Source organism: Paraburkholderia sp. UCT70 (assembly GCF_050434085.1).
GTDB classification, from domain to species: Bacteria; Pseudomonadota; Gammaproteobacteria; order Burkholderiales; family Burkholderiaceae; genus Paraburkholderia; species Paraburkholderia tuberum.
In genome coordinates this window covers 3,425,384-3,448,141 of the sequence record NZ_JBNPVZ010000004.1, presented here as the reverse complement: position 1 = coordinate 3,448,141, position 22,758 = coordinate 3,425,384, and the positions used below count along the sequence as shown (strand labels likewise).

The 22,758-nt window shown below is 61.7% G+C and carries 15 protein-coding genes, 1 tRNA gene and 2 pseudogenes; 8 read left to right on the top strand and 10 right to left on the bottom strand.

The features are described from left to right. Window positions 1-52: 52 nt before the first annotated feature. Window positions 53-1,585 carry a sensor domain-containing diguanylate cyclase gene (locus OKW41_RS41640; RefSeq protein WP_429576037.1) on the bottom strand — a complete coding sequence of 511 codons (1,533 nt, stop codon included), beginning with the start codon at window positions 1,583-1,585 and terminating at the stop codon, window positions 53-55. Between the two features lie 333 nt (window positions 1,586-1,918). On the opposite strand from OKW41_RS41640, the gene antA reads away from it, so the two are divergent. Genes antA through antC form a run of 3 tightly spaced genes read left to right on the top strand, consistent with a single transcriptional unit; the run spans window position 1,919 to window position 4,839 of the window. After that, window positions 1,919-3,310, top strand: coding sequence for an anthranilate 1,2-dioxygenase large subunit (antA, locus tag OKW41_RS41635; protein ID WP_184026238.1), 1,392 nt, complete (start codon window positions 1,919-1,921; stop codon window positions 3,308-3,310). After that, window positions 3,307-3,795, top strand: coding sequence for an anthranilate 1,2-dioxygenase small subunit (gene antB, locus OKW41_RS41630; protein ID WP_090802720.1), 489 nt, complete (start codon window positions 3,307-3,309; stop codon window positions 3,793-3,795). Before antA ends, antB begins: the two co-directional genes overlap by 4 nt. 15 nt (window positions 3,796-3,810) lie before the next feature. After that, window positions 3,811-4,839, top strand: a complete 1,029-nt coding sequence (gene antC, locus OKW41_RS41625) for an anthranilate 1,2-dioxygenase electron transfer component AntC (RefSeq protein WP_429576036.1) — start codon at window positions 3,811-3,813, stop codon at window positions 4,837-4,839. A 6-nt stretch (window positions 4,840-4,845) separates the two neighbouring features. Here antC and OKW41_RS41620 read toward each other — a convergent pair whose 3' ends face one another. Together OKW41_RS41620 and OKW41_RS41615 are read right to left on the bottom strand one after the other, a co-directional pair. Beyond that, on the bottom strand, window positions 4,846-5,841 hold the full coding sequence (locus OKW41_RS41620) for an AraC family transcriptional regulator (protein ID WP_429576035.1): 996 nt from the start codon (window positions 5,839-5,841) through the stop codon (window positions 4,846-4,848). Window positions 5,842-5,886: 45 nt separating this feature from the next. Then, window positions 5,887-6,108: a hypothetical protein gene (locus OKW41_RS41615; protein ID WP_429576571.1), complete on the bottom strand. Its 222-nt coding sequence runs from the start codon at window positions 6,106-6,108 to the stop codon at window positions 5,887-5,889. 1 nt (window position 6,109) lies between these two features. On the opposite strand from OKW41_RS41615, the pseudogene OKW41_RS41610 reads away from it, so the two are divergent. Beyond that, window positions 6,110-6,458, top strand: a pseudogene (locus OKW41_RS41610) (methyl-accepting chemotaxis protein); the annotation flags it as partial. 1,047 nt (window positions 6,459-7,505) lie between these two features. Here OKW41_RS41610 and OKW41_RS41605 read toward each other — a convergent pair. From OKW41_RS41605 to OKW41_RS41595, 3 genes are read right to left on the bottom strand one after another with little or no spacing between them, the layout of a single operon-like run. Beyond that, complete coding sequence (locus OKW41_RS41605; RefSeq protein WP_429576034.1) at window positions 7,506-11,426, bottom strand: tetratricopeptide repeat protein; 3,921 nt, start codon at window positions 11,424-11,426, stop codon at window positions 7,506-7,508. After that, window positions 11,423-11,926: a hypothetical protein gene (locus tag OKW41_RS41600; protein ID WP_429576033.1), complete on the bottom strand. Its 504-nt coding sequence runs from the start codon at window positions 11,924-11,926 to the stop codon at window positions 11,423-11,425. The genes OKW41_RS41605 and OKW41_RS41600 overlap by 4 nt, the downstream gene beginning before the upstream one ends. Before the next feature lie 15 nt (window positions 11,927-11,941). Next, window positions 11,942-13,657: a hypothetical protein gene (locus OKW41_RS41595; protein WP_429576032.1), complete on the bottom strand. Its 1,716-nt coding sequence runs from the start codon at window positions 13,655-13,657 to the stop codon at window positions 11,942-11,944. A gap of 127 nt (window positions 13,658-13,784) precedes the next feature. Between OKW41_RS41595 and OKW41_RS41590 the strand changes: the two genes are divergently transcribed. The 4 genes and pseudogenes from OKW41_RS41590 to OKW41_RS41575 all read left to right on the top strand — a co-directional run bounded on the left by OKW41_RS41590 (window position 13,785) and on the right by OKW41_RS41575 (window position 16,117). Then, complete coding sequence (locus OKW41_RS41590; RefSeq protein WP_429576031.1) at window positions 13,785-14,633, top strand: TIR domain-containing protein; 849 nt, start codon at window positions 13,785-13,787, stop codon at window positions 14,631-14,633. Continuing rightward, window positions 14,630-15,597, top strand: a pseudogene (locus tag OKW41_RS41585) (tyrosine-type recombinase/integrase). The gene OKW41_RS41590 and the pseudogene OKW41_RS41585 overlap by 4 nt, the downstream one beginning before the upstream one ends. Window positions 15,598-15,660: 63 nt before the next feature. Next, window positions 15,661-15,776 (top strand) — tRNA-Ala (locus OKW41_RS41580). Window positions 15,777-15,790: 14 nt separating this feature from the next. After that, window positions 15,791-16,117 (top strand): hypothetical protein, encoded by a 327-nt coding sequence (locus tag OKW41_RS41575; RefSeq protein ID WP_429576030.1) that lies wholly within the window; start codon window positions 15,791-15,793, stop codon window positions 16,115-16,117. Between the two features lie 283 nt (window positions 16,118-16,400). Here OKW41_RS41575 and OKW41_RS41570 read toward each other — a convergent pair whose 3' ends face one another. From OKW41_RS41570 to OKW41_RS41555, 4 genes are read right to left on the bottom strand one after another with little or no spacing between them, the layout of a single operon-like run. Continuing rightward, window positions 16,401-17,252, bottom strand: coding sequence for a hypothetical protein (locus tag OKW41_RS41570; protein WP_429576029.1), 852 nt, complete (start codon window positions 17,250-17,252; stop codon window positions 16,401-16,403). Next, window positions 17,249-19,099 carry an AAA family ATPase gene (locus tag OKW41_RS41565; protein WP_429576028.1) on the bottom strand — a complete coding sequence of 617 codons (1,851 nt, stop codon included), beginning with the start codon at window positions 19,097-19,099 and terminating at the stop codon, window positions 17,249-17,251. Before OKW41_RS41565 ends, OKW41_RS41570 begins: the two co-directional genes overlap by 4 nt. A gap of 2 nt (window positions 19,100-19,101) precedes the next feature. Further along, a complete protein-coding gene (locus OKW41_RS41560) occupies window positions 19,102-20,955 on the bottom strand; it encodes a restriction endonuclease subunit S (protein WP_429576027.1) in 1,854 nt (617 codons plus the stop codon). Continuing rightward, window positions 20,955-22,730, bottom strand: a complete 1,776-nt coding sequence (locus tag OKW41_RS41555; protein WP_429576026.1) for an N-6 DNA methylase — start codon at window positions 22,728-22,730, stop codon at window positions 20,955-20,957. The genes OKW41_RS41560 and OKW41_RS41555 overlap by 1 nt, the downstream gene beginning before the upstream one ends. Between the last annotated feature and the right edge of the window lie 28 nt (window positions 22,731-22,758).

Here is a 22,758-nt window from a genome sequence, read left to right as displayed (position 1 = left end):
GGGCTGGCAAGCGGGCCGACAAGTGGCTCGGGAAACGAGCCCTGGAAGCGCGTCAATTCGCGCGGCGCGGGTCGGTGTCCGGCGTCACCGCGGCGCCGTCCCGCGAGGAGTGGTCCGTCGGCGCGCCGTACAGCATCACCCGATTGCGGCCGGCATCCTTCGCGCGATACAGCGCTTCGTCGGCGGCGTCGACGAGCGCGCGGCTCGTCGCGAGCGCCGCGCCCTGCGTCGTCGCAGCGCCTGCGCTCACCGTCAGCACGTGATGCGTGCTGGCCACATGGCGGCATTGCAGCGCCTGCACCGCCGCGCGGATCTGCTCGGCGATCCGCTGCGCGCCCGTCGCGTCGGTGTCCGGCAGCAGCACCGCGAACTCCTCGCCGCCGAAGCGCGCGGCCGTATCGCCCGGACGTCGCGCGTTCTGCGCGATACAGCGCGCGACGCCGATCAGCGCTTCGTCGCCGGCCGAATGGCCGTAAAGGTCGTTGAAGCCCTTGAAGTTGTCGACATCGATCAGTAGCAGCGACAGCGGCCGGCCGGTGCGCTGCGCGCGTCGCCATTCGTCGTTCACGTGCTCCTCGAAGGCGCGGCGGTTGTTCAGGCCGGTCAGCCCGTCCGTGCGCGCCAGTTCGCGCAACTCTTCCTCGGCCGCGCGGCGCAGACGCAACTGGCGTGAGAACAGGATCGCGAGCGCGATGATCGTCACGTCGAGCGCGCCGATCAGCGTGCCGATGATCCATGCGCGCCGCTGCCACTCGACGTAGATGTCGCGCGTCGAGAGCGCGACGTCGAGGATCAGCGGAAAGCCGTCGATATGGCGGAACGCATACCAGCGCTCGACGCGATCGATCGCCGCCGTGCCGAAGAAGTCGCCGCTCGGCCGCTTGATGAAGCGCGAGAAGTTGGCCGTGCCGGTCAGGTTGATGCCGATCGTTTTCGAATCGTACGGACGGCGCATCAACATCGTGCCGTCGCTGAGCATCAATGCCATCGAGCCGCTCGGCCCGAGCTTCATGCCGTCGAACAGCCGATGGAAATACGTGAGGCGCAGCGTGCCGACCACCACGCCGCCGAAGCTGCCGTCCGGCCTCGAGATGCGCCGGCTCAGCGCGATGCGCAGGTCATCGTCGGTGCCGCTCGGGCTGAACGGATGGCTGATGTACAGGCCGACGTCGGGCGAAGCGCGCTGCGCCTTGAAGTAATCGCGGTCCGCATGGTTACTTGCGCGCGGCGGCCACGCGCGTGAATCGAAGCGCACGTTGCCGGTCTCGCCGAGCACGAATACCGAGCCCATGTCCTTTGCGCTGATCGAGCCGTCGAACAGCACCATCTGGCGGATCTCCGGCGGCAGATCGAGCACGCCCGGCTGCTTCAGTCCGTCGATCGCCGCGCGCAGCGACAGGTCGTAGATCTCGAGATTGCGCGACACGTCGCGCTGGACCAGCAGGGATATGTTGGCGATGGAGTCCTGCGCGCGCCGCAACGCATCTTCGCGCATCTGTGCGAGCAGCGACACGGCGATCGCGAGGATCGCGCCAGCCAGCAAGACACTGATCGCAATCACGTTGTTCGGTCGGCGCGTCACCATGCGTTTTTGGTTCTGACATGCGCTGAACGTCGCGCGTGAAGAAGCGGCCGCGTCTCGGCAATCACCGTCAAAACCGCGACCTACGAAAACGTAAGCGTAGCAGACATGGCGTACAGGCAAACGTTTGCGTAGCCAAGTTTTTGCCCGCATGCGCCAGAACGGCACGCCAGAAGTTCCGTCCGGCGGGGGTTGCGCCCGATCGCCAGATTATCCAGGCGCCGTCCAATTATTCGGATAGCAAATGCGAATTGGCTGGATAGTTGGCCTCGCCACTCGGGTATTCAATCGAGCCTGTCACGTTCAAACGATTGGACACAAGGAGAGAAACACATCATGAGCGAGAAGCGCAGCGCCTCGGAATGGCGCGAATTCGTCAGCGGCTGTCTGGACTTTCGCCCTGCGGAAGGCGTGTACCGGATTGCCCGCGAAATGTTCACGGAGCCCGAGTTGTTCTCGCTCGAGATGGAGCACATCTTCGAGAAGGCCTGGATCTATGCGTGCCACGAAAGCGAGATCCCCAACAAGAACGATTTCCTGACGATGCGCGCGGGCCGTCAGCCGCTGATCATCTCGCGCGACGGCGCCGGCAACCTGAACGCGATGATCAACGCGTGCCAGCACCGCGGCGCGACGCTCACGCGTATGACCAAGGGCAACCAGTCGACCTTCACGTGCCCGTTCCATGCATGGTGCTACAAGAACGACGGCCGGCTCGTGAAGGTGAAGGCGCCGGGCGAATACTGCGACGACTTCGACAAATCGGTGCGCGGCCTGAAGAAAGCGCGCATCGCGAGCTACAAGGGCTTCGTGTTCGTGAGCCTCGACGTCGACGGCATCGACACGCTCGAAGACTATCTCGGCGACGCGCGCATCTTCTTCGACATGATGGTCGCGCAGTCGCCGACCGGCGAGCTCGAAGTGCTGCCCGGCAAGTCGACCTACACGTTCGACGGCAACTGGAAGCTGCAGAACGAGAACGGTCTCGACGGCTATCACGTGAGCACCGTGCACTACAACTACGTGGCGACAGTGCAGCACCGCATCGAGTCGAATGCGAAGAAAGGGGATAACCCCGGCGGCACGCTCGACTACAGCAAGCTCGGCGCCGGCGACAGCGAAACCGACGACGGCTGGTTCGCGTTCAGGAATGGCCATAGCGTGCTGTTCAGCGACATGCCGAATCCGCAAGTGCGTCCCGGCTACGAGAGCGTGATGCCGCGGCTCGTCGAAGCCTATGGCCAGGACAAGGCCGAATGGATGATGCACCGGCTGCGCAATCTGAATGTCTACCCGAGCCTGTTCTTCATGGACCAGATCAGTTCGCAGCTGCGCATCGTGCGGCCGGTCGCGTGGAACAAGACAGAGGTCATCAGCCAGTGCATCGGCGTGAAGGGCGAGTCGGCGAAGGATCGCGAGAACCGCATCCGTCAGTTCGAAGACTTCTTCAACGTGTCCGGCATGGGCACGCCCGACGATCTCGTCGAGTTCCGCGAGCAGCAGCGCGGCTTCCAGGCGCGCCTCGAACGCTGGAGCGACATCTCGCGCGGGCATCACAAGTGGGCCAGCGGCGCGACCGCGAACACCACGCTGCTCGGCATCGAGCCGAATCTGACCGGCACCGAGCTGACCCACGAAGGGCTTTACGTGAACCAGCACGGCACCTGGCGCGACACGATCCTCAAGGGTCTCGACAAATCCATCGAATCGCAGGGAGAGCAGGCATGAGCCAACTCCAACACTCCGTCGAGCAGTTTCTGTATCTGAAGGCCGATCTGTGCGACAAACAGCAATGGGACGAATATGTCGACCTGTTCGATCCGCAGAGCGTGTTCCATGTGCCGCAGTGGGATTCGGAGCACGTGTACACGACCGATCCGAAGCAGGGCATGTCGCTGATTTACTACTCGGATCGCGCCGGTCTCGAAGACCGCGTGTTCCGGCTGCGCACCGGCAAGTCGGCCGCGTCGACACCGCTGCCGCGCACGATGCATCAGATCAGCAACGTGCGCCTGAGCGAGCGGGAAGATTCGAGCGTCGAAGCGAACGTGAACTGGTCGACGCTGTACACGCGTCACGGCTCGACCGACTACTTCTACGGCCGCGCGGTGTACGACCTGCAAGCGTCGGGCGATAGCTGGAAGATCAAGCGCAAGCACGTGCTGCTGCTGAACGACCACATCAACGCGGTGCTGGATTTCTACCATCTGTGAGCCGGGAGCACGACGATGAAACATAAGGTCGCGTTGAGCTTTGCCGATGGCAAAACCGCGTTCTTCGATGTGAGCCCGAACGAGCTGCTGCTCGACGCGGCGCTGAAGAACGGCGTGAACATTCCGCTCGACTGCCGCGAAGGCGTGTGCGGCACCTGCCAGGGGCGCTGTGAATCGGGCGACTACACGCTCGATTACGTCGACGAGGAAACGCTCAGCGAAGAGGACCTCGCGCAGCGCAAGATCCTCTCGTGCCAGACGCGCGTGAAGTCGGATGCGTCGTTCTATTTCGACTTCGACTCGACGCTGTGCGAAGGCGCCGGCACGACCACCGTGTCCGCGAGCGTGGTCGGCGTCGAGCTGGTGTCGGCGACGACCGCGATTCTGCGAGTCGATGCGAGCGCGCATGAGCGTCAGCTCGATTTTCTGCCGGGCCAGTATGCGCGCGTGAAGGTGCCCGGCACCGAAGAATGGCGTTCGTACTCGTTCGCGAATCATCCGAACGCGCGCAACGAGTTGCAATTCCTGATCCGTCTGCTGCCCGACGGCATGATGAGCAACTATCTGCGCGAACGTTGCAAGGCCGGTGATACGGTCGAGTTCGAGGCGCCGCTCGGCGCGTTCTATCTGCGCCAGGTCGAGCGTCCGCTCGTGATGGTGGCGGGCGGCACAGGACTCTCCGCCTTCCTCAGCATGCTCGACGACATCTCGGCGAAACGCAATGTCGCGCATCCGGTGCATCTGTACTACGGCGTCACGAATGCAGCCGATCTGTGCGAGACCGAGCGCATCAACGGCTACAAGGCGAGCATCGAAGGATTCGCGGTCGAGACCGTCGTGATGAATCCGGCGCCGGGATGGTCGGGCAAGACCGGGCTGATTCCCGAGCATTTCGACCGCTCGTTTCTCGAATCGAATGGCTTCGACATGTACGTGTGCGGACCGCCGCCGATGGTCGAAGCGATCAAGACCTGGCTCACCGAACAGGGTATTCAGGATTACCGGCTGTTTTACGAGAAGTTCGGCGAAAGCAACGCGCGATAGGACGTTCTAACGCCGCGCCGCGCGCTTCAGCGTATCGGATGGCGACTCGCCGAACAACGCCTTGTACTCGGTCGAGAAACGGCCGAGATGGGACATCCCCCAGCCCAGCGCCACCGACGAAATATTGCGCACCGAGCGGTCGTCGAGAATATCGCGCCGCGCCGATTCGAGCCGGTAGCGTTTCAGATACGCGATCGGCGCACAGCCAAAATATTGACGGAAGCCGTCGAACAGCTTGAAGCGCGACACACCCGACGCGCGCTCGATGTCTTCGAGCGTGATCGGCTCGCGCGCGTTGTCGTGAATGAACTGACGCGCGCGGGTCAGATAATGCGGTGGCATCGGTGCGGTCGCGTTGGCCAGCTGTTCCGAATAGTTATGCGGCTGCGACAGCAGCAGCCCCTTCAGCAACGTCAGTTCGAATTCGCTGGACATGAAAAGCTGCCCCAGCGACGGTCCCGAGCGCTCCATCTCGCCGGCCAGGAACTTGACCATGCGCCACCACGATGCCTGATCGCCGGCGGCCGCATCCATGTCGGGCTGGAACACGAGCGGCGCTTCGACGGGGCGTTGCAGCATCGTCTGCAGCACCTGCTGAAGCGCGGAGCGCGGAATCGCGACGTGCAGCTTGCGGCAATTGCCGGTGATCGCGAGATCCTGCGATTCCTGCGGACTGACGATCAGACCGCAATCCTGATCTGACAACCACCTCTTGCCGTGTACTGCGAGCTCCTGTTGACCGACCATCGGCAGGCTCACGCTGTAGCAGTTCAGCGGACTGCTCTCGCTCACCTCGACCGTCACGTCGGTGCCGTATTCGACGTAGCCTATCGTCGTCGCCATCGAACGAAGTACGGTGCCGGACTGGTGGAAGCGCAAGCGCTCTGGATGACTGACCTGGAGCCCGTGGGGGCCGCAGATGGATGCCATCCAGTTGCGGGCGCCATCGAGGTCGCTCAATGCGGCGCGGAGATCGCGGTTGCCGGGGTCCGGAGTTGGCATACGTGGAGACGAGCTATTGAGGTGCTCCCGAGGGCAGACAGTCCATCAGGGCGCAAACGGGGACATGATGGGTTTGGCTAAGCCTACCTCAACCGTGACCGCTGCGGGTGGATGAATAAAACATTGTCCTCCGGTAAAGCACCGCTGTGCTGGCATGGAGAATTGCTGCCAAATGGAAAAGAGACCGAAATTCAAACGAAAGGCGATGCATTCATCACGCATGTTAAATACGCGCAAAACCGTGCAAGCTTCTAATTTTTCGGTCATTGCGTTGTCCGTTGCGCAGAAGGGCAGCGCGGTGGCCGGCCATAGGTCGTCAACACGACGCGGCACATCATCGACAGCTCGACGAAGATCGCGGACATCACGGCGATCGTCGAGGCGTTGCGTTTCAGACCAACATTCTCGCGCTGAACGCGGCCGTCGAAACGGCGCGCGCCCGCGAGCGGGGACGCAACTTCGCGGTGGTCGCGAGCGAGGTGCGCAGCCTCGCGCAACGCTCGTCGAGCGCGGTCAAGGAGATCAAGGACCCGATCGCGACGTCGGTCGAGCGGATCCGCGACGGCTCGGCGCTCGCTGGCGAAGCGGGGAGGACGATGAACGAGGTCATGCACGCCCGTCACTTGCGCGACCGACTTGATCGCAGAGGGGTGGGATAAGTTCTAACCGGAGCTTTTTCGCCTGCGCGTCGCGCCTGCTGCTCCCGAAGGCACGGCACGCGGTCGACTCGTTCATCGAGGGGCAATGACGATGCGCGTTTGTCGATGTAGAAAGACAAAAACCGGCGGGAGGCCGGATTTCGTTTTGAGGAGGAGGATGGAACAATCTTGCTGAAGGCCGCTAGGTGGGACGCAAATGCTTGCCACGATTCCGAATATGCCCCCACGGGAGGGCTTGGCGCGAACTCGCTCAAACGTGCAATCAAACCCCCGACCCTTTCGACTGAGTCGACATTTACGCCGCCTGCTATGGCGACAGGGCCGCAGCCCCCGCTGGAGAAAGCGTATCCCAAACTGTTCTTCGAATCCACAAGCGACCAGTCGTAACCCTCGCGTCGGCATGCAGTCGCCTCTCCTGACGACAATGAGAGCTGCGCGTCGAAACCCGAATACCGACAATGCGCGCGGCCCGGCACCCCGCAAGTAACGCTCCCCGCCAATCCTCCCATCGATCTCGATCTCGATCGCGGAGCGAGGCGGCGCATATGGTATGCCATTGCCCAAATGCTCGGCGCCGTTGTTTCATCCGCGGTCGGATAAAGGTCAGGACGTGGCGGTGTCGCCACCCATTCCAAAGCCGCTTCAAGCGCGGCTATGCGTCGAGACGTGGAGACACGTGAGCGGAGTGATAGTGTCGAGGTGTCGACTTAGAACAGGTGTTATGTCAATCGTGGGCAGAGGTAGCGCGCTGACCGTGGCGCGTCAGGAGCTTGTATCAATCAAAGGCGTTATCCACAGGCCGTTCAACACAGATGTGGACAACTGCTATCTGGCTGAGGGCGCTGGAATTTGATGACCCATGTACAGGAAGCACGCAGTTGACCGCGTGTGCTGGCGTACCGGCTCTGAAGCCCCACCTCAGCGGAGTGACGCTCAAGTGAGACCCAACGCACCGGGAGGACCTCCAAAGCAGAAGCGCCGCAAAGACTGAAGTCCGCCGCGCGCTCAGCCCGCCAGCCTACCGCAACAATGCTTATAGCGCAGACCGGAACCGCAGGGGCACGGAGCGTTGCGACTGGGCCGCTGGCCAGGCACATGGAATTGTTCGGCCAGCAAGCCGCGAATCTTGATCTGATCCGCCGACAGTGTTGCCGAAGAGGCCGAGAGCAGCCAGTCGAGGCAATCGGTACGCAGGCTCACCCAGGCATATTCTTCGCGCAGGGCTCGTAGCGTCCGGCCGAGGTTCCACGCCGAAAGACTAGTGATCGGGTGCCGCTCGCCCAACACCCGCCGTCGTACCTCGAGCTCCTTCTCCTGCAGCCCGCGCGCGCCGGACAGATCGCCCTGGGCGTACAGCGTCAAGGCCAGATTACCCATCGCCGTAAGCGTGTGGGGATGCTCCTCGCCTGACAGCCGCCGCCGTGCCTCGAGCACCTTCTGCTGCAGCCCGCGCGCGCCGGACAGATCGCCCTGGGCGTACAGCGTGTGGGCCAGATTGCCCATCGACCCGAGCGTGTCGGGATGCTCCTCGCCTGACACCCGCTGCCGTGCCTCGAGCTCCTTCTCCTGCAGCCCGCGCGCGCCGGACAGATCGCCCTGGGCGTACAGCGTGTGGGCCAGATTGCCCATCGCCGTAAGCGTGTCGGGATGCTCCTCGCCTGACACCCGCCGCCGTGCCTCGAGCACCTTCTGCTGCAGCCCGCGCGCGCCGGACAGATCGCCCTGGGCGTACAGCGTCAAGGCCAGATTGCCCATCGCCGTAAGCGTGTGGGGATGCTCCTCGCCTGACAGCCGCCGCCGTGCCTCGAGCACCTTCTGCTGCAGCCCGCGCGCGCCGGACAGATCGCCCTGGGCGTACAGCGTCTGGGCCAGATTGCCCATCGCCGCAAGCGTGTCGGGATGCTCCTCGCCTGACACCCGCCGCCGTGCCTCGAGCACCTTCTGCTGCAGCCCGCGCGCGCCGAACAGATCGCCCTGGGCGCACAGCGTCAAGGCCAGATTGCCCATCGCCGTAAGCGTGTCGGGATGCTCCTCGCCTGACACCCGCCGCCGTGCCTCGAGCACCTTCTGCTGCAGCCCGCGCGCGCCGGACAGATCGCCCTGGGCGTACAGCGTGTGGGCCAGATTGCCCATCGACCCGAGCGTGTCGGGATGCTCCTCGCCTGACACCCGCTGCCGTGCCTCGAGCACCTTCTGCTGCAGCCCGCGCGCGCCGGACAGATCGCCCTGGGCGTACAGCGTCAAGGCCAGATTGCCCATCGCCGTAAGCGTGTGGGGATGCTCCTCGCCTGACACCCGCCGCCGTGCCTCGAGCACCTTCTGCTGCAGCCCGCGCGCGCCGGACAGATCGCCCTGGGCGTACAGCGTCAAGGCCAGATTGCCCATCGCCGCAAGCGTGTCGGGATGCTCCTCGCCTGACACCCGCCGCCGTGCCTCGAGCACCTTCTGCAGCAGCCCACACGCGCCGAACAGATTGCCCTGCGCGTATAGCGTCAAGGCCAGATTGTTCAGCGTCGTGAGCGTGTCGGGATGCTCCTCGCCCAGCACCCGCCGCCGTACCTCGACCTCCTTCTGCTGCAGTCCGCGCGCGGCGGACAGATCGCCCTGGGCGTACAGCGTCAAGGCCAGATTGTCCATCGCCGTGAGGGTGTCGGGATGCTCCTCGCCTGACACCCGCCGCCGTACCTGGAGCACCTTCTGCTGCAGTCCGCGCGCGCCGGACAGATCGCCCTGCCCTAGCAGCGTTCCGGCCAAATTGTTCATTGCGGTGAGCGTGTCGGGATGCTCCTCGCCTGACACCCGCCGCCATACGTCGAGCATCTTCTCCTGCAATCCGCGCGCGCCGGACAGATCGCCCTGTGCCTGCAACGTCAAGGCCAGATTGCCCATTGACCCGAGCGTGTCGGGATGCTCCTCGCCCAACACCCGCCGCCGTGCCTCGAGTACCTTCTCCTGCAGTCCGCGCGCGCCGGACAGATCGCCCTGCTCGTACAGCGTCGCGGCCAGATCGTCCATCGCCGTGAGCGTGTCGGGATTCTCTTCGCCTAACGCTTGGCGGTAAAACGCGACTGAGCGCGACTGCAAGCTACAGGCTTGCATGAACCGGCCTGTCGCGAAAAAGAAGTTTCCCAATCGAAGTCCTAGAGCGGCCTGCCTTCCGTCGATGTCCGGACCGCTCGAAAGCACATTGTTGTCCGGCTCCGTTGATTCGGTACGCACGACTACATTGGCCAGGGCCAAGGTCTGCCCATGCGAAGCCAGTGATTCCAAGAGCGGCCAGGCCGACGGATCGTCCGCGTCGCCCTTAAACGCCTGATCCAACCGAACCACTGCGTCCGCCAGTGCGTCGCGCCGCTGGTCAGCGTCCATCTGGGCGCGCGTGACCTCCTGGACCAGCCGATGCACGCTGAAGCCGCCCTCGTCGTTCGATGTCAACAACGAATAGGCGGCAAGTTCAGCCAGCGTTCCGGAATCGTCGAATACGGAGCCGGGAACCGGATCCGGAGCGAACCACGCCAAAGTTCGCAACAGCTTATGCGCTGAAGCGCCCAACTGTTCGAACGTCGTCAGCCATGTCACTGCCACACTGACCGGGTATTGCATCAACCGCGGGTCGAACCACCGCATCACCTTGTCGCGATTGCTTGTCCATTGCGCAAGATATTTCTCGAAGCTCAGGTGCTCTTGTCCGATGTGCGCTCCTGCCTGTTCCAGTGCCAGCGCCAGCTGGCCCAGCGCCTCCGCCACGGCACGCGCCTGCGCGGCATCGTCGGGCCGCTTGAGTCGCAGACCCTCGGTTCGCTCGAGCAGAAATGCGACGCTGTCGTCCAGGGGCAGCACGTCGAGCTGCAGCGTCGACACAGCGGCCGACCAGTTCCTGATGCGCGAGGTGATCAGCACCTGCCCTGCGTCCTCCAGCCGGCCCAGCAGACTCTCGACTGCTGCCGCGGCGTCCTCGGTGTCGACGTTGTCGAGGATCAGGAACCAGCCCGGATGTTGGCGCAGCCATCCCTGGGCGGCCGCTATCCGAACTTCGGCATCGGGGTTCTGATGCTCCGGCAGGTCAAGCACCATTGGCCCGCAAAGTTCCGCAAGGTTGTCGTCCAATTTTTCGGGCGAATCGGCGCGCACCATCAGCAGCGCGGTGTAGTCATCGGCGTGGCGGTGTGCGTACTCGATCGCCGCGCGCGTTTTGCCGATCCCGCCCAGGCCGTACACGGTGGTGGCGGTGGCGGTGATGACGGCGGCGCGCACTACACCGGTGTGCTGCATTTCGCCAAGTGCGGCGCGAATCTGTGCGAGGAAGTCGTCTCGTCCCTTGAACAGCGGACCCAGCGACTTGACGTCGATGTTGCTCGCCTTGTGCGGCGGGACGCCATCGGGGCTGATGTCGTACAGTACCCGTTTCAAAAGTTCGTTGGCGCTGGCGAACGGCTCCCGGTGCTCGCCGCTCTCCCGAATGCCTCGCACGTGGGCCTCCTGGCGGCAGGCGTCTTCGCTGCTTTGCGTCGGCGGTGCGCCATTTGGCCCCCGCCGCGGCGCTTGGGGTTCCGCCAGGTACACCAGTACGCGTTTGTCGAACTTGCGCGCCAGATGGTATTCCCACTGGGTATATGAAAAGTCCGGCACGGGCACCGGCACCGGCAACGGCTCGCCGAGTCGCTGGTACAGCGCTGCAACTTGGGCCGACGTGGGCCGCAGACCGCAGACATCACCCACAATATGGATCATCAGGTCGCAGCCGCGGATATATTCCGCGATCCGCTCGAGCAGCGTATTGCCGCCCTGCTTGAAATCCTCCTGCACAGCGACCTCGAAACGTGGTGCGATCAACGCGCGCAGATGATTAGCCAGTCGCCGTCGCTCGGGTGCGAACTCCGTGCTGGCGCACGACAGAAAGACTCGCTCGATGTGCGGCGGCTTCATGCGACGCCCGTTTGAGATGGAACAAGCTCAACGGTGTGCCGCGGCAAAGTGTCTACCGGTGGTTGACGATGAGCAATGTGACCGTTCCTGCATGAGGCGTTTACCGAGCGCTGTCTGTCATTTCCGTGACGCGCCCACCAGGCGGCGTTGATGCTTTCATCGCTGCCCGGCAGCGCGTGCGCGAGGCGCACCATGTGTTCGTCCCACTCTAACCGGCAGTAGTCGCTCGCGAAGTAGCCGGGCGACAGCCAGACCAGCAGAGTCTTCGACGAGCGAAGTACGCCGAGGATGCGGTGCCGCCAGTCGCTCTTGTCGGCAATCGCCGTCGTGTCGAAGGAGATCCGCAGCGGCTCGGTGGAAAAGCGCCGGTGGTCTGTGGCGATGTGGTCGCGAATCGCCGTCACCCAACCGGTGGTCTGTCCGCCAGGCTCGGCGATGTTGTCCTTGCGTGCGTATGAGATGAAGAGTTCGTAGCGCGTCTGGTCGCCCGGTGCGCTCATGGCAGGATCTCCTTCTCAAGTCACGCTGGTGAACGAGCGGCGCCAGAACCAGTTGAGGTTCTCGCCCAGCAGGCGCGACTCGGTTTCCCGAACGAGCCGGCTGAACCCGCGCTCGGAGCCCGCAGCATTTAACCGCCTGAGCTGCCTCTCCAGGAAGGCATGCATCTCCGCGAAAGTCTGCGCGCGCGCCTCCAGATCGCTAGCAGCTGCCCACGACAGGAAGCCGACAGCCGCTACCGGCATGAAGACGGCGAGCGTATTTCCCCAGTTATCGGTTGGCTCCACTAGGGCAGCAGGTAGCCGGTTGAATTGCAGCAGCAACTCGGCCACCGCCGCGACGATCGCCAGGGAGGAGAAGACCCGGAACAGCCACGTCGCGACCTTCAGGCTCAATTCGGCCTTGCGGGTCTGGGTCTCGTAGTAAGCCAGTTGGCCCCCCTTGAGACCGGTGAGGCGGCGCTCAATGTAAGCGTCGCGCCTTGCTGTCCACGTGGAATCCTCTCCCGACCGGTCCCTGCGCAGGTGCAGCACGGCGCTGGTGCGCAGGAGCGGCACGAGACCATCCGGCACGGGGAGCTCGAGCGGGTACGTGACGTCTCCACGGAGTCTTTCGACCTCGGCTAGTGAGCGCATGGTTTCGGCGACAAGCCGGTTGACGGCCCAGACGCGCGCATGCGCACCACGATGCAGCCGGAAGTGAGCGGCCAGGCCAGCGACCAGCAACAGGAACTCGGAGCTGAGGAAGATCGGGACAATTGTTTCGTGGAGCTTGCCCGCCAAGATCGCCACCACCGTCGCGCCTAGATGAAAACTGATGATGATAATCGCGGAACGCTTGAACCAGCCGCTATGCTTTTTCGATAGCTCGCTCGCGCGTCCCTTGATCTGTGCGATGAAGGATTCCGCCGTGGGCCACGCGTTAGCGGGGCCAGGCGCGGCGATGACCAGACCTGACAGTTCGCGAGGAGCCGAAGGCAACGCGAAGTCACTGCCGTTTAGCCACTCCTTCAGCGGCTTCAGCGGCGAGAGCTGGACCTTGCCCTCTTTGATCGCGACAGTGATCCTTGTCACTGGTTTGCCGAGCGCCTCCGCCTGACTGATCAGATCTTCCGTGCCGCCACGCCTGCTGCCGGCGGCTTCCCGCACGAGACAAATGACGATATCGCTGTCTTCAAGGATGGCAGTGTTGGTCTCCTCGAAGCGGGCGCTGCGATCCCTCGCATGGCTCACGACGCACTCTTCGATGATGTGCGGACTGCCCAGCAACCCGCGCGCCACCTGCTCCTCCTCGGGGGTGAAATCGGGTCCCTCCGTGCCGACCGCGGCGAGATAGTCCTCGCGCTCCTGGGGCAGCAGCACCCGTTGCGCGATGCCAAGTGTCTGGCAGGCGCGCGTGAACAGCGTGTCAGCACCGACGGCGATCTGCGAGACACCACACAGGAAGTGATGCGGCGACAGACCCAGCGCGGCACGCAGCTCGCGGAGGCGGTCCATCAGGGCGTCGGATACTTGCGCCATGAGGTCACCGGCATCGAGATCTGGATGCTGCGACAGGTCAAACATGGTTCGGGAACCGGCGAAGCCGACCCGAACGACCAGCGGGACGGTCGGTGGAATGGCGGGCGATGGACGGTGAAATGGTTTGAGAAACGACAGCAAAGACAGGCTTGTGCCGGGCGCGGATGCCGGATGGGGGGACGGCGTGGGAAGCGGAGTCGTGTCGGCCGGCATATTCACCACCAGTTTCTGTCGTTGTTATAGACGCGATCCGGCGGCGAAGCCAGTCAGATTGATGGTGTCACATGCCGCGTTCTGTATATGATAATGTCCTTTATCAGACATAGATGGGAGACTGCCCATGGCACAGCGTTCGCCGGCCGCCATCGAGCGCGGCCTCGCGCGGCTCGATGAACGTATCGCCGACTTGCGTGCGGTCGACATTGATACGCAATGGGACTCACGGGAGCTGCAGGCCCTGTCTGCTGCCATCGAAGAGACCTTGATCCGATGTTTTGGTGAAAACACTTGGGCTTACAGGCGCTTCGAAGATGCAGCGTCATTGGGCGAATCCAGCTTCCGCAGCAAATACCCGCACTCAAGTAGCATAAGTCCGGGCGGCGACAAGGTCCGACAGGAGATCGCTGCATCAATCGGGCTGCTGGAGGAGGCGCAACGTGTATTGAGGGAAGATCTGGCGGACGCGCAGCAGGAGACTGCGTCTTCGTCCACGCTTGAGCCGATCGTTCCGGAGGCGCCCCCACTTTCCCGGCGCGTGTTCGTGGTCCACGGCCACGACGAGGGCGCGCGCGAGACAGTCGCCCGCTTTCTGGAGAAGATCAGCTTCGAGCCGGTCATCCTGCACGAGCAGGCGAACCGGAACCGTACGGTCATTGAGAAGATCGAGGCCTATCACGATGTCGGCTTTGCGGTCGTGCTGCTCACGCCCGATGACGAGGGCTGCGTGAAGGGCGGACAGCCGGAACCGCGTGCGCGGCAGAACGTGCTGCTTGAGCTCGGCTATTTCATGGGCCATCTGGGGCGGGACAACGTGTGTGCGCTCAAGCGCGGCGAGGTCGATATTCCGAGCGACTTTGCCGGCGTGGTCTGGGTTGCCATGGACTCTGGTAACGGCTGGAAGCAGGCGCTGGGACAGGAGCTGGAGGCAGCAGGCCACAAAGTCGACTGGAACAAGGTGATGCGGCCATGAGCCTGCCTGTTGCGGTCAGCGACCTTCCCACGCCAGCGCTGGTCATCGCCGCCGGTGAACGGGCGCGGGTATCCGCTTCCTCGAATTCTTCGCGTCGGCGATCCGCAACCCGCATACGCGGCGCGCGTATGCGCGTGCCGCGGGGGATTTCCTCACGTGGTGCACCGGCGCCGGTGTAGCGTCCATTACCGAGGTGCAGCCACTGCATGTCGCCGCGTGGATCGAGCGGCAGACACAGGTGTCGTCGGCACCGACTGCCAGGCAGCGCCTCGCGGCAATCCGCCACCTGTTCGACTGGCTCGTCACCGGCCAGATCGTCCCGCACAACCCGGCCGCGTCGGTGCGGGGTCCTGCGCACTCCACGAAAAAGGGCAAAACGCCGGTGCTCGATGCGGCCGAGGCGCGGCAGCTGCTGGACAGCATCGATGTGACGACGCCAATCGGGCTGCGGGACCGCGCGCTGATCGCGCTGATGGTGTTTTCGTTCGCACGGGTGGGGGCGGCGCTCGCGATGCGGGTGGACGACGTCTATGTGCAGCAGCGGCGGCTGTGGGTCCGCCTGCTCGAAAAGGGCGGCAAGCGGCACGCGATGCCGTGTCACCACACGCTCGAGGCATACCTGCACGCGTATCTGGAGCACCTGAGCGGCACCGGCATCGCCGGTGATCCGAAGGGGCCGCTGTTCCGCACGATCGCGCGCGGCACCGGCCAGTTGAGCGAGACGCCGCTGCCACAGGCGAACGCGTATGCGATGGTGCGCCGGCGCGCGCTCGCAGCCGGTATCGGCACGGCGATCGGCAACCACACGTTCCGCGCAACCGGCATCACCGCCTATCTGAGCAACGGCGGCACGCTGGAGAATGCAGCGGCGATGGCCAATCACGCGTCGACGAGGACCACGCAACTCTACGACCGGCGACGTGACGACATCAGCCTGGACGAGGTGGAGCGGATTCATGTTTAGCCATGACAGTGTTCTGTGACGCGATCAATTACTTCATGATGGCTTTTGCGAGATACGCCAATCGCGGCTGGGTCTGAGCAGAGCCTGAGTGTCCCTTGATGGACGGCAGATTTCGGATGGGAAAGAGCGGCGTTCGCAACACCGAGGTCAGGGGTTCGATTCCCCTTTACTGAGCCGCGCGCGCAAAAGGTCCATGATGAATTCCGAACTGGCCGCCGAATTGGCTGACGAGGCACAACTGAAGACCGTTATACGCGAATTGCGCAAGCTGCGAAAAGAAAGCGAGCCTCTTAATCATGCATGGTCCGATACGCGGGTCGCCTGGCAGAGGTACGAGCGGGAATACGCGTTCGCGACCAAGCAACTACAGAAACGCGAGGACCGTATCATGGATGAGCTATGGCCCTATCTCGCTAAGATCGAGGAGTTGCAAAAACAGGTGAGGAAGTCGGACCGGAAGATACGGGAAGCGCAGTCCGGTTCGAAGGCTTATCCGACCGGACGGTGGCCAATAGCATGATGCACCTCGCTCTCTTGTCGCGTGTTCCACGTAGATAAGCCGTTCGGCGGGGAGCTGGCCTAGCGCAAAGGAAGGCAGCAAAAACAGGCCGGGTTGAGACTTTAAACAACCGAAACGCCCGGATCACCGAGCGGCACAAATGATATTCGCGCCCGCTTTAGCGCCGATCGCAAGAGGGCAAACGGCTACCACGCGACATGCGTCGCTCGAATCGGCGATAGCGGGCTGATTTGCACCGATGCCGGTGGTCGACCCAATCGAAACAACGTGACGTAAGCATAGTTCAGGCAGCAAACTTGAGCAGTTCTGGATGTGCAAGGAGATCACTTACCAACAGGCACAACGCCTTTGGCGCCTGTTTCTCGACACACGCCTTTGCAGCGGAGGAGAACTCCTGATCCTCTGAACACAGTTGCGCAAGGGCTCGTGCGGCCACTAGACGTAGTGCCTCTTGTGTCTGTAGTAGCGCGTGCGAGTCTGCATCTTCGAACTCCTTGATACGCTCAAGACATTTGTCCCAAGTCTCGGCCCGATTCTTGTTGAGCAAACGCAAGCGATTTAGGCCCAACACATCAATAGTGAGCTCTACTCGATCCTCGTTCTGCTGTGACAAGCCGGGGCTAGGCGTTGCTATGCACTCGCCATCGTCGAAACGCTCAAAGGAAACAAACCACGCCTCATTTGCAAGCGGATCAATTAGCAGAGACCCTTCTGCCAAAAGAGTCGGCAAGACGGTTGGCCGGGCGACACCTGGTATCTGCACGGGGAAGAGATCCCGCTTCTTGACGTTAAGAAGCTGTCCCGCAAGGCGATAATTTTTCCAGTCGAAAGTCAGCCACCAGTAGCCCGATCTTTGAGTTCCGTCCAGCTGTGCCGCACGCCCTTTGGGTCGAAAATGATCCACGTGGTACGACGACACAGATTCTTTCGCTTCGCTGTACCAGCACTTGCGGTGGTGGATGTCTGTCAGCCAATTCAAAAGTCTTGGATCACGCCAAAGCTTTCTATGTGCGAATGCCAAAGCAATGCGCGCTTTATCATCGGGCGCATTCCTGAGCTGCTCAGTTAGCGTCTCGGCTTCGTCTAGCCAGTCTTGCGGCGGTGAACTCCCCGGAGGAATGCGAACCGGCCTCACGCTTCACCCTCCTTTGTCGGTCTCAAAGCTTTTGCAAGCGACTCCATTTCACTCAAGCGCTTATCCGCAACCATGGCTTTAGCGATCTGCTGAGCTAACTGGTCTTGATGAGCCTGCTGCTCCGGTGTCAGCAACTGCGCCATTGGAAGACTGCGCGCCTCATACATTTTCTGGATAAACAATTGAAAAAGCGGATCCCGGTACTCACGCGAAAAACCGAGATCCGTCAGATAGGCTTTCAGGCGCTCCAACTCAGTTCTCTCATTTGGAACAAGCTCGTTCTTTGCCTCTTTAGCGAGCAACTCGTTTCGTCGATCCAAATCTTCGATAGTGCGCCGATCCAACGTCGAACTCAAACCAAATAATTCGCTCTTGAGCAGCCCAGCTACACCCATGCCCCGAGGATTCTCATCCGGGACGTCCACCACAGTTCTGTCGGAGCCTCGGCGCAGAATGTGTACCTGCTCGCGTTGCAGGCTTCCGAGCAGGATCGGGTCGTGTGTGGTTAGCAACACCTGCGACTCTCCCGACGCGCCTAAGCCAGCCTCGTTCGCCATCGCATCCTTGATGTCATCGAACAGACGCAGCTTCCACAGCGGGTTCAGGTGGGTGTCCGGCTCATCGAGCAGGAACAGGCAATGGTCTTCCCGCGTGATACGCATCAGGCCGAGCACAGTAAGCATCTGCATCTCGCCTTCGGAGAGCTGGGTGAAACTCACTTTGCCGCCATGCTCGTCAAGCTTTTTGACCGTGATGCGTACCTCGTCGATCAGGTCGCCGATGTAGGCACCTTCGGCATAGCGAAAAAAACTGTCCGTGCCGGCCACCAGATCGCCCAATTTTTTCAGGTTGGTCTGGCTCGGCACAAACAAATAGAGCTGCTTCTGCTTCTCGGTGCGACCGCGGAAATCGAGTTGTTTGAAGGTTTCCTGCTCAATGGGCGCCCAGGCCACCTGCCATAGCTTGTCGAGGAACTCGCTCACGACGTTGCCCCGTGCGTACCAGAAGCGCGGATCACCTTCGTTCAACTCGTTCTCGTCGAACTTCCCTTCACGGCGCTTGGTGCGCAATCGATGCGGCTCTTTGAGCACGAAGAGCGCAGACTCCAGCGACTCGATGTGCAGGTTGCTCAGCACCTTCTGGAACACCGGGTCATCCGACAGCAGGCACGCCAGCAGCACCAACTGACTGTGGCCGCCGCGACAATAGAACAGTCGGCGCAGACGGTCGTCGCCGGCCTGTTTCAGCCGTGCCTCTCGGCGACGTTTGGCTTCGTCCACTGCCCGGATGTCCGCATCGCTTGCAGTGAAGTTAGCAAGCAGCTGCTCGGGCAGTACCTCGTCCGTGGTGATTTCCTGGCGCTGGTTGAAGCGCCGCTGATGCTCCTGAAACAAGGCTTCGATGCGCTCGTTGCGGCCCGAGTAGTAGGCGAAGACATGCGTTGGCAACAATCGCGGGCCGCGTCTCTCATCACGTGGAGTCTTCGCAGGCGGATCGTTCTTGTTCAAATAGTCCTGTGTAACACGATCACCATCCACCCAGACATAGGGCCGCTTTTGCTTTGTGGTGTCGGCCTGGATTCGTACAATATGACCACGAATCTCGTACTCCAGCGTGTAGTCAAACGCAGCATCTTGATTGAGATCCATGTCGCGAAAGATAATGACCAGTGCCTCGATTAGGTTGGACTTGCCGGTACCGTTCTGACCGATCAAGGCATGGCTCCGGATGACCTTTTGCGTCGCATCGGTGCCTGCGCCCGGTATGGGTGAGAGCTCCGTCGCGAAGTCGATCGCCACCTCGCGCAAATTGCGAAAGTGTGGAATGGCTAGGTGTCGCAGCTGCATGCTCAGGCCTCCGCCGCGTCGGCTGCCTTCTCTCGAACCCCGGCCACCTTCGGCTCGGTAATCCAACCGTGTGCCACTTCGATCTTCAGTTGCGCGTAGAAGGCGTCGATCTCACCGCCGAAGCGCTGCCAGAGATCGCGGGCCTGCATCTCGCCGTTGTGGCGGGCGAGAAGTTTGGCTAGAGGGGCCTGAGCTTTCACATCGGGCGAAATGCCCAGCCGCAGCGGAGCGATCAGTTCGGTTTGTGGAGCTTTCACAGAGGTGTCTACTTTTCGTTCGATGGCGATGCCAGTGAGGGTGGCGACTGCAGCGGTACACAGCTTTGCTGCAACATCGCCCTTGGCATTGAGTTGCTCCGCCAAGGTATCGCACAGTTGCCGATTCCTGCGCAAAGTTGTCAATATGTCTGGAAGAACGTGCGCCGGCGGAACGGGTATTGGGACACTACCTACTTGGACAAGATTCAGGCCGGGCTTGTCGCCATAGATGTATCGTGCCAAGAAAGCTCGGCCGCCAAAAGCGTTGATCATCCAGAAGTGAATGAACTCAGACAGACTCGGCTTTTGCAGTCGAATCAGAGAAACGTGCTGGCTAACATAAGCGCTATTTGGTAGCTCAGGAACAACTGCACATCTGCCGACATTTCCGCCCGTGATCGTAAGCAGAAGGTCGCTTGGGCGAACCAGGGTTCTCTTGCCCTCAACTCGCTCAGGCAAACTGACGAAGGCGGGATTTTCAAAGACCAGCGCATCCTGCCGAATGTCTTGGGAGCGAATGAAAGAATCACCCGCGCTCGTCATGTAGGCTTTCCAGCCTCGCGATCCACTGGTGATGTATTCGGAAAGATCGGCCAGCGTTTTCCATTCCCATCCGTCTGGAAGTGGGCGCCGGTCCTCGCCGTCGCTTGCAGTCAGCTTTGACTGCGGCAAAAGGATGCCCCGCAGCGCCAGATCGAAGAGCATATCGCGGAGAAGCCGAACATCCGCGGGCTCGCTGAACAGGAAATCGAAGTTAATTTGCAGGCGTTGCCAGCTTTCTTGCAGTTCGCGCGGACTCTGGGCGATAGCGAGGGCTTGAAGGGTGGACTGGCGCAGGGCGTTTTGCAGTTTGCGGCGATCTTGCTGCTGCGCGTCCAACAGATCGCACAAGGCCATCAACTCATCGAGCTTACCGACGATGCGGGATTGCTCTTGTAGTGGTGGCAACGCGATTTCCGCCTCTGCAATCTGTGAGCCAGAAAGGTGATCCACCGTCGTGTAGTTCTTTAGACCCTGGAGCTTCCTCAGCTCAAACTGCAAAGCAATGCAAACATACTTTTTATTGACTTCGTCTGAATAGAATTGAAGCCTTGTGACTCGTTGATTCAGAAGCGCGTCATCCGAATCCCACACTGCAACCCGAAAATCACCATCCATGGCGATCAACCAGTCGCCGCGAGTCACAAGAAACTCGTCTCGGTATTCACCGGAGTAATACGTCGCCGGAGCATTGAAGCCAACATCCCGCACGCGAATGATCGGCAGCCCCATGCCATTCTGATTGAAACGGTTGGCCTTGAACGCGAATCCAGCTTGTGGGTTGGCAAGGCGGTTTAGCGATACCGGTATCCAACCAGAAGGCCGATTTTGAGCGCGATCGATCGATTCAATGGTGGCTGTTCTGGGACGCCGCCGCATTGTGGGGTGTATCTGCCCCAAAGACCTCGAGAGAAAGTCTGCTGCTGGTTCATCCAGATCGTTCTGAGGAACTAATCGCCCCTGCACAGCCAAACGCAGGACCAGCTCCCGCAACCTCGCCACGCCCTTCGGCGCATCGGCGATATGTCCAAACTCTGCCAAGAACTGCCGCGCATCCATCAGGCGTCCTCGCTGACGAAGTGGTGCGCCAGTGCCGCGGCGAGTTCGTTCTTCAGGCTATTTTCGCTTTCCTGGATCTGGCCGAGCAGGGTCTTGTATTTCTCCAGCAATACGTCAGGGTCGTGGCTCTCTTCTTCCGGCGCATTGGGGTTTTTCAGGTCTAGGTTGTAGATGGGCCAATAAAGACGATCGCCAGCGACCTGGGCGTCGCGAGCCTGCAGGCGCAGGCCTTCGGCTTGCGGGCGCAGCATCTCAATCTCATCTTCCACCGACCGCCGCTGTTTGGCGTCGCTCACGCCCTTGACGGAGTCGCGCAGGTCGCGAATGCGGTTTTCCAGCGCGCTAGCTTCATTGCCCAGTCGTTCGGCGCGGTCCCAATGCGGCTGCGCCGCGGCCTCGGCCTGTTCGCGCTTGTTTTTGAAATCCACCTTCCAGGCGAATTCGTTTTCCGTGCGGTCGGCAAAGTCGTTGACCTCACTCCCCCACCAGTCCTGCTCGGGCTTGAACTCTTCGAACCGGATGGGTTTGGTCTTGCTGTAGCTCTTGTAGCCCGGTGGGTACGGGTGCTCGTAGTACCAGATGGTGTCGGTGTGGAAGTGCTCGGTGCCATCGTCCACCACCGCGCCCCTGGTGAAGAACAGCAAGTTGGTCTTGATGGTGGTGTAGGGGGCGAACACGCCCTTGGGCAGGCGCACGATGGTGTGCAGCTTGCAGTCGCGCAGCAGCAGCTTCTTGAGCGTGGCCTTAATGCCTTCACCAAACAAGAAGCCATCGGGCAGCACCACTGCGGCGCGGCCGTTTTCCTTCAAGAGCTTCTTGACGATAAGGGCCATGAACATGTCGGCCGTCTCGCGCGTACGCAGGTCGGCGGGATAGTCGCTGCCCACTCCGTCATCCTCATAGCCACCGAATGGCGGGTTGGTGACGACGCAGTCCACCTTGTCGTTCGCGCTCCACTCGTTCCACCCGATAGCCAGGGTGTTTCTGTGGTCGATCTGGCTGGGCACGTCAATGCCGTGCAGCAACATGTTGGTGGTGCACAGCAGGTGCGGCAGTTGCTTTTTCTCGATGCCGCGAATGGCTTCTTCGATGGTCTTTTGTTCTTTTGCGCCCGACTTGGTGGTTCGCTGATTTCGCAAGTGGTCGATGCTGGACGTGAGAAAGCCGCCGGTTCCACACGCCGGATCCAGAACAACATCCTTGTTTTTCAACCGCGGATCGACGCGATCCACCATAAACTGCGTGATGGCGCGCGGTGTGTAGAACTCGCCCGCGTTGCCGGCGCCGCGCAGGTCGTTGAGCAGCTGCTCGTAGACATCGCCCAGGTTGGCGCGCGTCTTGAAGTCGTGGAAGTTGATGGCTTCTTCCAGCTTCTCGACCACGGCCAGCAACTGGGTGCCGGACTTCATGTAATTGTTGGCGTCCTCAAAGACGCTGCGGATCACCTTGTGCTGGGCACTGGCGTTGGCGTCCAGCTCCTTGAGTGTGGGGAACAGCTCGTTGTTGACGAAACTGATAATCTCGCTGGCCGCCTTCTGTGGGGCCTTCTTGCCGTCTTTGCCCGCCACATAGGCGGCCCATTTGCGCCAGCGCACGCGCTCGGGCAGCGGCGATTTGTACTTGGGGTTGTCGTCTTCCCATTCCTCTTCGCGCTGGTCGAAGACCTTGAGGAAGAGCATCCAGGTGAGCTGGCCGAGGCGTTGGGCATCGCCGTCGACACCGTCGTCTTTACGCATGATGTCCTGGATGGACTTGATGGTGCTGCTGAGGTTCATCTCGTTGTTCTCGTATCACGAGGCCTGA